This window comes from Rhodococcus sp. 15-649-2-2, from assembly GCF_002258645.1.
Lineage (GTDB): Bacteria > Actinomycetota > Actinomycetes > Mycobacteriales > Mycobacteriaceae > Rhodococcoides.
In genome coordinates this window covers 1-14388 of record NZ_NPFM01000029.1, presented here as the reverse complement: position 1 = coordinate 14388, position 14388 = coordinate 1, and the positions used below count along the sequence as shown (strand labels likewise).

Genomic DNA, 14388 nt, shown 5'->3' with positions numbered 1-14388 from the left:
CATCGAGACGGTACTGAGCCTTGAGGGCGATGACAGCGAGAACCTTCACCGTCGTCCCTGTTCCCTCAAGGCCCGCAATTTTCCCAGGTACGCCACCTGAATGCGCAACCGCTCGTTCTCTTCACGCAGGCGGTCGAGCTCGCTGGGCACACCTGGATCTGCCGTCGACGGTTTCGGTGGTCGACCCGCACTCTTGGGACGCAATCCCTCGTCGCCGTCGCGGCGGTACGCACGCACCCACGGTTCGACGATCTTCGCCGACGACAGTCCATACTCGCACGCCAACTCGACCTTGCTCTCACCCGCAAGAAAGCGTTGCACCACAGCAAGTTTGAACTCGAACGAGAACTTTTTCGGTCCGGTTTCTCCATCAACGCGCTCCCGCCTCGAACCCGCCACCGGTCGCGAAGACTCCTCACCGCCCACGACCCGATACCCAACTGCGCGGCGACCGAGCGCGACCCCCGGCCCTCCTCGAATAACGCTACCGCCGCGACCCGCTGATCCTCGGTAAGCGAACTTCGTACACGCATACACACGCTCCCCAGTAGTCGGAACTGAATTACTCAGTCCAACTTCCGGGGAGCGGTTCAGATCGAGATGTCCTGCTAAGTGCTCCATATGATAGAAAAGCAAGCGGAACGGCTCTACACTGGAATCGTGACGAACCCCCGACTTGAGTTAGCGCTCAAGCAGCTGCACGCAGGTGTGTGGCGCGACTTTTAGCTCTTCGCTGCCGAATTTTTGGCTGTGGAATACCCGTCCCTTCGAAGTACGGCAAGCGGAAGCGGGGATCGCGGCCGGGACGGTGAGGTTTTTGCGGTTGACGGAGAACCCGGTGTGGGCGCTCAATATTCAGTGGCCAAAGACTTCAACGCAAAAATTATTCAAACTCTCAACAGGTTGACCGACGAAGGATTCCATTACAGTCACCTGATTTACGCTACCAATCAGTACATTGGCGCGGATGGAGATCGAGTACGCACCAGAGCGCGCAAAGAATTTCAAGTAATTCTTGATATACGAGACCAGTCATGGTTCTTGGAGCGCGAGCTCAGCTACCCGCAACGTATCGCTGCCAGCGAGACGCTAATTGTCAAGTATGCCGAACCAGTACTCGCCAAGAGTGGACTCCGGGACCGAGCGGGAATTGCACTCAATAGAGACGAGGGTAGAGTAGCGTTGCTACATCTCGCTCTCGAAAATCGAGATTTGGAAACCGAAAGAAGTTTGACGAGAAGCTGTTTCGATGCATTAGTCCTTGCCGCACTTCACGACACGAACAGCGCAAATCTGCGCACCATAGAAGAAATTCAGAAGGAAGTGCGCGCCCGGGTTCCTACAGGTGCCGACGGTCAGGTTGAGTCCTTAGTAATTGGCACTCTAGGCAGACTCTCCAAGAAGGGACCGATAAAGCATGTCCGCCAGTCCAACACATATCATCTTTCGTTTGATGCAGCCAAGGACATCCAAGCCAGATCTGCTCAATTTCTACTAGAAGAGGACGCAATACACGCGGAGATTTCAATAATTCTGATCGACACTGTAGGTGCAGAACGCGCCGAAGAAACGGAGATATCTGATCTTCGGACTGCAGTTGATGCTGTTTTGTTCGATCGCGGAGAGGCTTTCGTAGCAGCCGTCGCGGCGGGGTCGATTTTTCAGCTTGACCCAGATCAAATCGCACGAACGCTGCAGACCAGAGGACTTGCGCCAGTCTTGACCCTGGATGAGCTTACGGCGGTGGTTCTTGCGCTTCTGCGAACACCCAACATAGAGGTACGGCGACACCTTGGTCGACTGGGTGATGCATATACCCTTTTCGCTTTCCTTCGCCAGACTCCTGACGTCCAAAAGGTCGTAGTCGATATTTTCTCTGACGGCGATATATGGCTCGATACCTCCGTCATTCTTCCACTCCTAGCAGAAACTTTGATCGAAAATCCGCACGAACGCGAGTACACCTTACTCATGAACGCTGCGGCTGATTCCGGTCTCAAAATTCACGTCACCGAGGGTGTCATAGAAGAGGTAGAACGCCATCTTAACCGCTGTTTTGTGTACGCAAACACTAGCGGTGATAACTGGAACGGCCGTGTGCCGTTTCTATATTCTGCTTTCGCACTGTCCGGGAAAGCGTCCGTGAGTTTTAACAGTTGGCGCAACCAATTTTCCGGCCGGGAGCGGCCTGAAGAAGATATATCTGATTTCTTAGATGATGAGCTGAAAATTAATACCAAATCTTTGCTTCCATTCTCGGATCAGGCGCCACTGCAGCTTCGTAGCGCCGTACAGGAGTTATGGAATGAGGCTCACGACCGGCGGCGAACAGAGGACGCAATTCGTTATAGACTAGTCGCGCATGATGTAGAGAATTCGGTAGGAGTTATTCAGTTCCGAAAGTCACTAGCTCGATCGCCGATGGGCCATCGAGCCTGGTGGCTCACTCTGGACAAGACTGCGAATAACTTAGGAAAATTCATGCGGGATCGGCTGGGTAAAGACGCACCCGACTCGCCAGTTCTAAGTCCTGACTTTCTTTCACAACTGTTGCGGCTCAGTCCATTAAGGAAATCCATTGAGCGCGACACACTAATCGATCTCCCGACGACTACCGATATGACTTTGTTCGAGTACGCGACACCCGAATTGCTCACCGAAGCCGCAGCAGTGCGTGATCAAGTTCATTCGGACAATCCACGGCTCCTTCAACGAAATGTACGAGATGAGATGGAACGTCGGCGACGTAAGTTGGGTCCAAAAGCAGTGGGTGGCGCAAGAGCAATGCAGGCGCATGTACTCGCTGCGATTGAGGGTAGGACGCATGTGCCGGTGGCGGATGATGACGGCCCCCTAGTTTGATTTCCCAGGTGAGGTCCTTGTCATACAGAGGAAGACCGCGAAGCTAGGAAATTTTGAGGACCCATTTCCATCCTTTGACGTCAACGGAGCCTCCGCTTGGGCTGTTCGACGAGGTACGCCTGTCTCGACGGCGAAGTGGCTGGGCTATTGCCCCGTTCATGACGCTGTGGGTTTACGGGGACGTCTGCGACGATGCGCTCGCGGCAACGGGCGGCATGCTGTTCGACGAGACCACCACTCCCGCCGACCGACGACAGATTCACCTCGACGTGATGGTTGGCGTTTTGGGTCGCGCTGTTCTAGTTTTCGCCATCAAGATCGGCGCGAGACCTACGAGGTCGCGAAGGGGGATCGTACGTCTCGTAAGAGAGCCCCTGCTCCAAAGCACCCTTACTGAGGTGCTCTAGAAGGCGCTCCTCTTGTTCTGCTGTGAGACGTTCTGCGATTTGTACCGCCTCATCATGAATATCTGGCAATTCCAGGAACTCAAGGATTTCGAACTTGCCTTCCTCAGTAAGCGCCACAGCAGCACTGCCGAACTGGACGTGCGGGCCTCCGCGCTCGTTAACGATCTTGCCGATCTCAAGACGACGAGTCACGAACTCACATGCCAAGCGGTTCAAGTACACCGCGTCGTCGTCACGGTCAGTGCCATCAAGGATCTCGTTGATTCCGTGGCACGCACTGTAGAAGCGATCTAGGAGCATCAACTCTTTTAGCGGCACTCGTCGAAGGGTTCGCACGGATCGATCGTCGTCCGTGGTTGGGGCCTTACTCGACGTGTCCGGGCCAGTGTCGTAGGTGAGCAGGTGAACCTCACGGAACGGTGTAGCGCGAAGTGCATCGCGCACGCACTCGTTCAACAGCAAAGATGCCGAATATCTTTGCGCGTTGAAATCAAGTCGGAACCAGTCGAGGACGATGAGGTTGATGTGCTGAAACTCTGTGTGGTCGTAGTTCAGTCTCGATTTTCCCTCGATGGTTTCAGCCAGGACAGCGTGGAAATCAGACCGCGTAGGGGGATGCTCGACAAGCACGACCGGCAGGTTCTCGTGCTTGACGTTTCCGTCCTTGTCGGTCACCTTCGCGGTGGTGGCCTGCAGGCGGTCAACATCATCTCGGTGACGGTGACGCGCCCCCTCCCACAGCGACTCCAAGTAACCGGGCATCATGTGCACCCGAGCGTGGGATCCGTCCGGGAACATCTGCGTGATCTCGACACCGAACGGTTCCGTGTCCGCGTTGGACCGCAGCGCAAAGTCGGGACGCTCCCGCTCATCGATTTCGTCGAAGTCGTCGGGCCGATATACGAACTCCAAGATGATGCGCTCTTGCGCACGTTTCCGTTCAGCGCTCGTCATACCCGCGAAGGGGGTCATCTTCAGTTCCCACGCGTGGACCGTAGCGCACGCGGCTTCTCTAACTGCGATGAAAGTGGGAGACTCCGTATTCGGCACTGTCGCGGCACATTGCGGGGGTTAATCGAACCATCGCAAATAGGTCGCCAAGCTGCTGAGCTGCGGAAATCTTGGTGGGCGCAGAGGGGTTCGAACCCCCGACCGCTGGTGTGTAAAACCAGAGCTCTACCGCTGAGCTATACGCCCGAGTACCGGTGGCCTGGGGACAACCCCGGGCCACCGGAACGCTTGGAGAAATTTATCGTGTCTGATCTCTAACTACAATTCCGCAGGTCAGCTCACCTGTGCGAGCGCCTCGGACCACGATGAACTGTCTCGGGCTTCCCCGGGTCCGTTCATTTCGGCGAATCTGATGATTCCGGACTTGTCCACCACGAACGTTCCGCGATTGGCGAATCCGGCGCTGTCGTTGAACACGCCGTACGCCTGAGCCACTTCACCGTGTGGCCAGAAGTCGGACAGCAGCGGAAAGGTGTAACCCTGTTCTGCAGCCCAGATCTTGTGGGTCGGAGGCGGACCCACCGAGATCGCCAGGATCGCGGTGTCGTCGTTCTCGAACGTCGGTAGCTCGTCGCGCACTTTGCACAGCTCGCCCTGGCACGTACCGGTGAAAGCCAGTGGATAGAACACGAGCAGAACGTTTTTCACGTTCCTGTACGACGACAACGTGACCAGTTGGTTGTTCTGGTCCTTGAGGGTGAAGTCGGGCGCAACCGCGCCAACCTCGATCGGCATCTAGAACCGTCTTCCTGTGTCGAGCATCGGCCTACCGCTTGGTGGCAGGAGTCTTGGGCTGAACCAATCGACTTCCGATCCAGTCGCCGAGATTTGCCGCAGAGGTCTGCGTCAATCCTGCGGTCGGGGCGGATTCGGCAATCTCGCTGGGTTCGACATGACCGGACATGCCGGTCTTGGGGCTGAGGACCCACACGATGCCATCGTCCGAGAGCGGACCGATCGCATCCATGAGCGCATCGACCAGGTCACCGTCTCCGTCGCGCCACCACAGCAGCACAACATCGATCACCTCGTCGGAATCCTCGTCGAGGGTCTCCCCACCGATCGCATCTTCTACGTCGGCGCGCAGATCATCGTCGGTGTCCTCGTCCCAGCCCAGCTCCTGTACGACCATGTCGCGAGTGATGCCAAGTTTCTGAGCGTAGTTCTGAGCGTCCGCCGCGGCGACCACGGTGGTGACCTCCTTGAATTGTGGGTGCAGTAGACAAAGCGAACAGTGTTGAAGCCGTTCGCGCAAGCTGACCGCGCCGAAATTGAGTACATAAATTTCTACTGGTGGGTATTGGACCTCTGTACTACCAGAACCAACAAGATGTAGCAGGATTGGGGAGGAATCACGAGAACGAGGAAAGTAGACCGCCGTCACAGGGGCGGGTCTACCGGGACCGGGCGCCACACCGAGCGTCCGCCACATTGAGGAGTGCACACGTTGTCCGAAGTGAACAGCGGCGAACGGCAGAACACATCGTCTGCAGGCAAGAAGGGCTCGGACGGCCGGGTCCGCGTCATCCGTGAGGGTGTCGCGTCGTACCTGCCCGATATCGACAACGACGAGACCAACGAGTGGATCGAATCGTTCGACGGCTTGCTGGAGAGGTCCGGCCCCAACCGCGCTCGCTACCTGATGCTCAGGTTGCTCGAGCGCGCCGGCGAGCGCCGGGTCGCGCTGCCGTCCTTGACGTCTACGGATTACGTCAACACGATCCCCACCGAGAACGAGCCCTGGTTTCCCGGCGACGAGTCGATGGAACGCCGCTACCGTGCCTGGATCCGCTGGAACGCGGCCATCATGGTGCACCGCGCGCAGCGACCCGGCGTCGGCGTCGGCGGACACATCTCCACATACGCGTCCTCCGCAGCGCTCTACGAGGTCGGCTTCAACCACTTCTTCCGCGGCAAGGATCACCCGGGCGGCGGAGACCACATCTTCATCCAGGGTCACGCCTCCCCCGGCATCTATGCCCGTGCCTTCCTCGAGGGCCGCATCCCGGCCGAGCGCATGGACGGCTTCCGCCAGGAAGCCAGCCACGAGACCGAGGGCGGCGGACTGCCGTCGTACCCGCACCCGCGTCTGATGCAGGATTTCTGGGAGTTCCCGACGGTGTCGATGGGCCTCGGCCCGATGAACGCCATCTACCAGGCTCGCTTCAACCATTACCTGAACGACCGCGGCATCAAGGACACCACCGATCAGCACGTGTGGGCCTACCTCGGCGACGGCGAGATGGACGAGCCGGAATCACGTGGACTTGCACACGTCGCTGCCACCGAAGGTCTGGACAACCTCACCTTCGTCGTCAACTGCAACCTGCAGCGCCTCGACGGCCCGGTCCGCGGCAACGGCAAGATCATCCAGGAACTGGAGTCGTTCTTCCGCGGAGCCGGCTGGAACGTCATCAAGGTCGTCTGGGGCCGCGAGTGGGACGCGCTGCTGCACGCAGACCGCGACGGCGCGCTCGTCAACCTGATGAACACCACCCCCGACGGCGACTTCCAGACCTACAAGGCCAACGACGGCAGCTACGTCCGTGATCACTTCTTCGGCCGCGATCCACGCACCAAGGAGCTCGTCAAGGATCTGTCCGACGACGAGATCTGGAACCTCAAGCGCGGCGGTCACGACTACCGCAAGGTGCACGCTGCCTACGCAGCCGCGATGTCGCACAAGGGCCAGCCGACGGTCATCCTGGCGCACACCATCAAGGGCTACACCCTCGGCAAGCACTTCGAGGGCCGTAACGCCACGCACCAGATGAAGAAGCTCACGCTCGACGATCTCAAGACGTTCCGCGATCTTCAGCACATCCCGATCTCCGACGAGGAGCTCGAGAAGGATCCGTACATGCCGCCGTACTACCACCCCGGTGCGGATGCTCCCGAGATCCAGTACATGCTCGATCGGCGTGCCAAGCTCGGCGGATTTGTCCCTGAGCGGCGCGTCGACGTCAAGCCGCTCCCGCAGCCGAGCGACGACACGTACAAGACGCTCCGCAAGGGCTCCGGCAAGCAGGAAGTCGCCACCACCATGGCGCTCGTGCGCGTGATGAAAGAGCTGTTGCGAGACAAGGAGATCGGCCACCGAATCGTGCCGATCATCCCGGACGAGGCCCGCACGTTCGGCATGGATTCGTGGTTCCCGTCGCTGAAGATCTACAACCGCAACGGCCAGCTGTACACCTCGGTGGACTCGGAGCTGATGCTCGCCTACAAGGAGAGCTCGGTCGGCCAGATCCTGCACGAGGGCATCAACGAAGCCGGTTCCACATCGTCGTTCACCGCGGTCGGTACCTCGTACGCCACGCACGGCGAGGTCATGATCCCGCTGTACATCTTCTACTCGATGTTCGGTTTCCAGCGCACCGGCGACGGCCTGTGGGCTGCCGCGGACCAGATGGCTCGTGGGTTCGTCCTCGGTGCCACCGCGGGTCGCACCACCCTGACCGGTGAGGGTCTGCAGCACGCCGACGGTCATTCGCTGCTGCTGGCGTCGACCAACCCGGCGGCCGTGGCCTACGACCCGGCGTTCTCGTACGAGATCGCGCACATCGTCAAGGACGGTCTGCGACGGATGTACGGCGGCACCGAAGGTGTCGAGGGCTTCGGCGGCGAGAACATCTTCTACTACATCACCCTGTACAACGAGCCGTACGTGCAGCCGGCCGAGCCGGAGAACCTCGACGTCGAGGGTCTGCTCAAGGGCATCTACCGGTTCGCTGCTCCGCAGGAAGGCGACGGACCCGAGGCGCAGTTGTTGGCGTCGGGCGTCGGCATGGTCTCGGCCCGCAAGGCCCGAGAGTTGCTGTTCGAGGAGTGGGGCGTGCGCTCGGCCGTCTGGTCGGTGACGTCCTGGGGCGAACTGCGCCGCGACGGCGTCGACGCCGAGCGGGAGTCGCTGCGCAATCCCGGTGCAGACAAGCGCGTTCCGTTCGTCACCTCCGCGCTCGCCGACGCCAACGGCCCGGTCGTCGCGTCCTCGGATTGGATGCGTGCAGTGCCGGACCAGATTCGCCAGTGGGTTCCGGGCGATTACGTCACCCTCGGCACCGACGGCTTCGGGTTCTCCGATACCCGTCCGGCCGCGCGTCGGGTGTTCAACGTCGACGCCGAGTCGATCGTCGTCGCTACGCTGTCCGCTCTTGCCGCATCCGGTGAGATCGACAAGTCCAAGGCCGTCGAGGCCGCGGAGAAGTACAAGATCGACGACGTCACTGCAGCTCCGACGTCGTTCGCCGATACCGGTTCGGCGTAGGTTCCACGCCTGTTCGGCCGACCCCCGTCCCACGTCGCGAAGCATGTCCGGCGCGATAGGGGCGGGGGTCGGGCGTAGGTTCTCCCTATGTCCGATGCGAAACCCGACCCACCGGGCAGCGCGTCCGCACGCGATGTGTCCCGACGCGACGCCTATCGCGAAGCGTTGCGCGATTCGTTGACTCGCGATTCTCTGACGTCGGACAACGAGGTGCACCTTCCGGTCGCCTCACTTGCACCCTCCCGCCAGAAGCGCGACCCTTTGCCCGACGCCCTGCTGCGACGGGTCAAACAGTTCTCCGGCCGACTCTCGACCGAGGCCGTGACGACGATGCAGGGCCAGCTACCGTTCTTCGGCGATCTGGACGCGGCCCAACGTGCGAGCGTGCAGTTGTTGATTCAGACAGCCGTCGACAACTTTCTCGAGTGGCTGAAGAATCCCCACAGCGACATTCGCTTCTCTCTCGATGCCTTTCAGGTCATCCCCCAAGACCTCGCCCGACGCCTCACTCTGCGCCAGACAGTCGACATGGTCCGCGTGGCGATGGAGTTCTTCGAGCAGTGGCTTCCGGCTCTCGCACGTAACGATCAGCAGTTGGTGGCCCTGACCGAGGCCGTATTGCGGTACGGACGCGAGCTCGGCTTCGCGGCCGCATCGGTCTACGCCAGCGCCGCCGAGTCCCGTGGAGCCTGGGACACCCGCCTCGAAGCCCTCGTGGTCGACGCCGTCGTGCGCGGAGATACCGGCTCGGACATGCTGTCCCGCGCCGCCACGTTGAACTGGGACGCCACCGCGCCCGCCACTGTGCTGGTCGGCACTCCCCCGGAGGATCGGGGTGTGTCCGTCGTCGGAACCGTGCACGCGGTGGCGCAGAAGCACGGGCGCGCAGCACTGGCCGTTGTTCAGGGGACGCGGTTGGTCATGGTGGTCAGCGGCCAGATCACCGATTCGTCTGCCCACCACGCATTCATCGACGACATGCTGCAGAACTTCTCCGACGGGCCCGTCGTCATCGGTCCCACCACCCGCACTCTGGGAGCGGCGCACTCGAGCGCCCTCGAGGCGTTCGCCGGGATGCAGGCCGTGGCGGGTTGGCGGGGCGCACCGCGCCCGGTGCATGCGGGCGAGCTGCTACCCGAGCGTGCGCTGCTCAACGACGGTGCAGCGATATCGGCGCTGAACGATCATGTGGTCGTTCCGTTGGCTGCGGCGGGTTCCGGATTGGCCGACACGCTCGATGCCTACCTGGACTGCGGCGGCGCCGTCGAAACCTGCGCACGGCAGCTGTTTGTTCATCCAAATACCGTCCGTTATCGCCTCAAGCGCATTGCCGAGGTAACCGGGCGCGATCCCACCAACCCGCGCGATGCGTACGTGCTCCGAGTTGCAGCAACAGTAGGAAGGTTGGCTCGAACCCATCACGAACCGCCCCATCCTGCCCCATTTGTCACACAGGTCACATTCGGAGAAGTAGTCACGTAACGAGCAACCACCCTCCGGCGATAGCGGATCCCCACGAGGCGATTTGTAGGGTTCCCACAAATTGCTTGTCGAGAGTTCATCGAGCGCGACATCACTCGGACGGGCCCCGACAGTGTTCTCTTAACCCTGTGATTGCGTTGCTTGCGCCCGGTCAGGGCTCCCAGACTCCCGGCATGCTGCTGCCTTGGCTCGAATTGCCGGGTGCGGCAGACCGCCTCGCCCTGTGGTCCAAGGCTTCCGGCCTGGACCTCGTTCGCCTCGGCACCACGGCCACAGCCGAGGAGATCACCGATACCGCGGTGACACAGCCGCTGGTCGTTGCGTCCGCTTTGCTCGCTTTCGAGGAAATCGCAGCCCGCGGCCTGTTCCCCGAAGATGCCGTCATCGCCGGACACTCCGTGGGCGAGCTTGCTGCCGCGGCCATCGCCGGCGTCATCTCCTCCGACGACGCAGTCTCCCTCGCCGCGGTCCGTGGCGCTGCTATGGCCAAGGCCTGTGCGCTCGAGCCGACCGGCATGTCTGCCGTCCTGGGCGGCGACGAGGCCGCCGTCCTCGCCCGACTCGAAGAACTCGAACTCGCCCCGGCCAATGTCAACGCCGCCGGGCAGATCGTCGCAGCCGGCCTGCTGACCAAGCTGGCCGAGCTGGCCGAGAGCGCGCCCGAAAAGGCCCGGGTTCGCGCACTGCCGGTCGCAGGCGCGTTCCACACCAAGTACATGGCGTCGGCGGGCGACACCGTTGCCGCCGCCGCTGCTGCCATCACGCCATCGGAGCCGTCGCGGACCCTGCTGTCCAACTCGGACGGTCAGCCGGTCGCCTCGGGTGCCGACGCACTGAACAAACTTGCCGCACAGGTCACTCGCCCCGTGCGATGGGATCTGTGCAACGCCTACCTGCGCACCGCGCAGGTCACCGGACTTGTGGAACTGCCCCCGGCAGGCGCACTGGTCGGCATCGCCAAGCGTGAACTGCGCGGCGTCGCCAACCTCGGCCTGAAGACACCGGCGGACATTTCCGCACTGGCCGAGCTCGGATAGCTCGGCAACCACACCGCAGTCTCAGCACTGCGGATCTACTTCCACTCCCCGAGTGGCAGAAATGCACAACCGCGTCTCGAAGCACATGACTTCGGCGTTCGACACAGAAGAGAAGGGACCCACACAGTGGCCAGCCAGGAAGACCTCATCGCCGGACTTGCAGAGATCATCGAAGAGGTCACGGGCATCGAACCGTCCGAGGTGACCATCGAGAAGTCCTTCGTGGACGACCTCGACATCGACTCGCTCTCCATGGTCGAGATCGCAGTGCAGACCGAGGACAAGTACGGCGTGAAGATCCCCGACGAGGACCTCGCAGGTCTGCGCACCGTCGGTGACGCCGTCAACTACATCCAGAAGCTCGAAGCGGAGAACCCCGAAGCCGCAGAAGCTATCAAGGCCAAGCTCGACGACTCCGCGAGCGAGTGACAGGGCCCATGACCAACCCATCCACCGCCAACGGACGCTTCCCCAGTGTCGTCGTCACCAGCCTCGCTGCGACCACGTCACTTGCGGGTGACGTCGATGCCACGTGGAAGGGTCTGCTGAACGGCGACAGCGGGATTGCAACTCTGGAAGACGATTTCGTCGCCGAGTACGACCTGCCCGTGCGGATCGGCGGACACCTCGCGGTGAACCCGCAGAGCCTGCTCTCACGGGTCGAGATTCGTCGCCTGAGCTACGTGGAGCAGCTGGCCACCGTGCTCGGTCGCGAGGTGTGGAAGAACGCCGGTACCCCCGACGTCGATCCTCTTCGTCTCGGCGTGTCGATCGGTACCGGCCTCGGTGGCGGCGATTCTCTGATCGACGCCAACGACAAGATGAAGGCCGGCGGCTACCGCAAGGTGTCTCCGCTCGCCGTTCAGATGGTCATGCCGAACGGCCCCGCAGCGGTCGTCGGACTCGAACTCAAAGCGCAGGCCGGCGTCATCACTCCTGTCTCGGCCTGCTCCTCGGGATCGGAAGCCATCGCTCACGCATGGCGAATGATCGTGATGGGCGACGCGGACATGGTCGTCACCGGCGGCGTCGAGGGATACATCGACGCGGTTCCGATCGCCAGCTTCTCCATGATGCGGGCGATGAGCACCAACAACGACAATCCGAAGGGTGCCTCACGTCCGTTCGACAAGGATCGTGACGGCTTCGTCTTCGGTGAAGCGGGTGCGCTCATGGTCATCGAGACCGAGGAGCATGCCAAGGCTCGCGGCGCAACGATTCACGCCCGCCTGCTCGGTGCCGGAATCACCTCCGACGGGTTCCACCTCGTGGCTCCCGACCCGGAGGGCAAGGGTGCCGCGCGTGCGATGCAGCGCGCCATCGAGACCGCAGGCCTGCAGAAGTCCGACATCACCCACGTGAACGCCCACGCAACGGCAACTCCCATCGGAGACACTGCCGAAGCGCTGGCGATCAACAAGGCCGTCGGAAATCACGCAGCGGTGTACGCACCGAAATCCGCTCTCGGCCACTCGATCGGTGCCGTCGGTGCCCTCGAGTCGGTTCTGACGGTGCTGGCAGTGCGTGAGGGAATCATCCCTCCCACACTGAATTTGGAGAATCAGGATCCCGAGATCGATCTCGACGTCGTCAAGGGCGAGCCCCGCGTCGGACAGATCGATTACGCGATCAACAACTCGTTCGGATTCGGTGGGCACAACGTAGCGCTCGCCTTCGGAAAGGCGTGATGCACTGAGTCGATCGTTTCGACTCAGCGAATCCCGCTCTCGCAGTGCATGATCCGAACCGGGGACCGTTCCTCGTGAGCGGCCCCGGTTCGGGCCTCGCCCCCACGGGGGCCCTGAAGAAGGACAAGCGATGACAATTCTGGCTCCCGTCACTCGATCCGGTACTTCTACCGATCCCCGCGATCCACTCGCCCGCCTCGAGAACCTGTTCGACACCGGAACCACTGTCCCCCTGCACGATCGGGACAAGTCCGGCATTCTCGCGGCCTCCGGTGAGATCGACGGAGTCCACACCATCGCGTATTGCTCCGACGCCACCGTCATGGGCGGTGCCATGGGCGTCGACGGTTGCAAGCACATCGTCGCCGCCATCGATACCGCCATCGAACAGCGCGCTCCGCTCGTCGGCGTATGGCACTCCGGTGGCGCTCGCCTCGCCGAGGGCGTCGAAGCTCTCCATGCCGTAGGACTCGTCTTCGAGGCCATGGTTCGAGCGTCCGGCCTCGTCCCCCAGATTTCCGTCGTCCTCGGCTTCGCGGCCGGCGGTGCCGCCTACGGTCCTGCGTTGACCGACGTCGTCATCATGGCTCCCGAGGGGCGCGTGTTCGTCACCGGTCCCGACGTCGTCCGCAGCGTCACCGGCGAGCAGGTCGACATGGCCTCGCTCGGTGGCCCCGACACCCACCACAAGAAGTCCGGTGTGTGCCACATCGTCGCCGACAGCGAGATGGACGCGTTCACCCGCGCCCGCCGTCTGGTGTCGATGTTCTGCGAGCAGGGCGAATTCGACATCGCCGCCGCCGAGCACGGCGACACCGATCTCCGGGCGTTGATGCCCGAATCCAACCGTCGCGCATACGATGTGCACCCGATCGTCCACGAACTGCTCGACAACGTCGAAGGCGAATCGACGTTCGAGGAGTTCCAGGGCGGCTGGGCCCGCAGCATCGTCATCGGTCTCGGACGCATCAGCGGCCGCACCGTCGGCGTCATCGCCAACAATCCCATTCGCCTCGGCGGCTGCCTCAACTCCGAAAGCGCCGAGAAGGCAGCACGTTTCGTGCGCCTGTGCGACGCATTCGGCATCCCGTTGATCGTGGTCGTCGACGTTCCCGGATACCTACCCGGCGTCAGCATGGAATGGGAAGGCGTCGTACGTCGCGGAGCAAAACTGTTGCACGCCTTCGCCGAAGCGACCGTTCCTCGCGTCACCCTGGTCACCCGCAAGATCTACGGCGGTGCGTACATCGCCATGAACGCCCGCGCACTCGGTGCCACCGCCGTGTACGCCTGGCCCGGCTCCGAGGTCGCCGTGATGGGCGCCAAGGCAGCCGTCGGCATCCTGCACAAGAAGGCACTCGCCGCCGCGCCCGACGAAGAGCGCGAGGCACTGCACGATCGCCTCACCGTCGAACACGAGAGCATCGCCGGTGGCGTCGAGCGCGCCGTTGCCATCGGCGTCGTCGACGAGGTCATCGAGCCGAGCAATACTCGCAGCACGGTCACCAAAGCACTCGCTGCTGCTCCCGCGGCACGGGGCAACCACAAGAACATTCCGCTCTGATCGTCTCGGGGTGCCCCGTGCCGCGGGAGCAGCAGCGAGTGCTTTGGTGACCGTGCTGCGAGTATTGCTC

Annotated in this window: 11 protein-coding genes and 1 tRNA gene; 7 read left to right on the top strand and 5 right to left on the bottom strand. The window is 61.9% G+C overall.

Annotation, left to right across the window (positions count from 1 at the left end; all coding sequences use genetic code 11):
* Nucleotides 1-45: 45 nt before the first annotated feature.
* Entirely contained in the window at nt 46-621 is a 576-nt protein-coding gene (locus CH305_RS29535; RefSeq protein WP_094704673.1) for a helix-turn-helix domain-containing protein, read from the bottom strand.
* Between the two features lie 219 nt (nt 622-840).
* On the opposite strand from CH305_RS29535, the gene CH305_RS28790 reads away from it, so the two are divergent.
* On the top strand, nt 841-2862 hold the full coding sequence (locus tag CH305_RS28790) for a hypothetical protein (protein ID WP_143545321.1): 2022 nt from the start codon (nt 841-843) through the stop codon (nt 2860-2862).
* Nucleotides 2863-3161: 299 nt separating this feature from the next.
* On the opposite strand, the gene CH305_RS19550 is transcribed toward CH305_RS28790, so the two are convergent.
* The 4 genes from CH305_RS19550 to CH305_RS19535 form a co-directional block, all read right to left on the bottom strand.
* On the bottom strand, nt 3162-4241 hold the full coding sequence (locus CH305_RS19550) for a hypothetical protein (protein ID WP_143545320.1): 1080 nt from the start codon (nt 4239-4241) through the stop codon (nt 3162-3164).
* Between the two features lie 150 nt (nt 4242-4391).
* Nucleotides 4392-4466 (bottom strand) — tRNA-Val (locus CH305_RS19545).
* A gap of 87 nt (nt 4467-4553) precedes the next feature.
* Nucleotides 4554-5015, bottom strand: coding sequence for a peroxiredoxin (locus CH305_RS19540; protein ID WP_032379128.1), 462 nt, complete (start codon nt 5013-5015; stop codon nt 4554-4556).
* A gap of 31 nt (nt 5016-5046) precedes the next feature.
* Nucleotides 5047-5469 (bottom strand): DUF3052 domain-containing protein, encoded by a 423-nt coding sequence (locus tag CH305_RS19535; RefSeq protein ID WP_032379129.1) that lies wholly within the window; start codon nt 5467-5469, stop codon nt 5047-5049.
* A 258-nt stretch (nt 5470-5727) separates the two neighbouring features.
* Here CH305_RS19535 and aceE point away from each other — a divergent pair, with 258 nt between their 5' ends.
* The 6 genes from aceE to CH305_RS19505 all read left to right on the top strand — a co-directional run bounded on the left by aceE (nt 5728) and on the right by CH305_RS19505 (nt 14318).
* Nucleotides 5728-8547 (top strand): pyruvate dehydrogenase (acetyl-transferring), homodimeric type, encoded by a 2820-nt coding sequence (gene aceE / locus CH305_RS19530; protein ID WP_094704675.1) that lies wholly within the window; start codon nt 5728-5730, stop codon nt 8545-8547.
* Nucleotides 8548-8634: 87 nt separating this feature from the next.
* Nucleotides 8635-10029, top strand: a complete 1395-nt coding sequence (locus tag CH305_RS19525) for a CdaR family transcriptional regulator (protein WP_256983893.1) — start codon at nt 8635-8637, stop codon at nt 10027-10029.
* Nucleotides 10030-10157: 128 nt separating this feature from the next.
* Complete coding sequence (locus tag CH305_RS19520; RefSeq protein ID WP_094704669.1) at nt 10158-11066, top strand: ACP S-malonyltransferase; 909 nt, start codon at nt 10158-10160, stop codon at nt 11064-11066.
* Between the two features lie 126 nt (nt 11067-11192).
* A complete protein-coding gene (acpM, locus tag CH305_RS19515) occupies nt 11193-11495 on the top strand; it encodes a meromycolate extension acyl carrier protein AcpM (protein ID WP_027497448.1) in 303 nt (100 codons plus the stop codon).
* An 8-nt stretch (nt 11496-11503) separates the two neighbouring features.
* Entirely contained in the window at nt 11504-12754 is a 1251-nt protein-coding gene (locus CH305_RS19510) for a KasA/KasB family beta-ketoacyl-ACP synthase (RefSeq protein ID WP_032403883.1), read from the top strand.
* 130 nt (nt 12755-12884) lie between these two features.
* On the top strand, nt 12885-14318 hold the full coding sequence (locus tag CH305_RS19505) for an acyl-CoA carboxylase subunit beta (protein ID WP_094704668.1): 1434 nt from the start codon (nt 12885-12887) through the stop codon (nt 14316-14318).
* Nucleotides 14319-14388 lie beyond the last annotated feature (70 nt).

Bases quoted from the DNA above. Each gene is read 5' to 3' on its own strand.
- CH305_RS19540 (WP_032379128.1), bottom strand. From the start codon at position 5,015: ATGCCGATCGAGGTTGGCGCGGTTGCGCCCGACTTCACCCTCAAGGAC.
- CH305_RS19505 (WP_094704668.1), top strand. From the start codon at position 12,885: ATGACAATTCTGGCTCCCGTCACTCGATCCGGTACTTCTACCGATCCC.
- CH305_RS19510 (WP_032403883.1), top strand. From the start codon at position 11,504: ATGACCAACCCATCCACCGCCAACGGACGCTTCCCCAGTGTCGTCGTC.
- CH305_RS29535 (WP_094704673.1), bottom strand. From the start codon at position 621: ATGGAGCACTTAGCAGGACATCTCGATCTGAACCGCTCCCCGGAAGTT.
- CH305_RS19550 (WP_143545320.1), bottom strand. From the start codon at position 4,241: ATGACCCCCTTCGCGGGTATGACGAGCGCTGAACGGAAACGTGCGCAA.
- CH305_RS19525 (WP_256983893.1), top strand. From the start codon at position 8,635: ATGTCCGATGCGAAACCCGACCCACCGGGCAGCGCGTCCGCACGCGAT.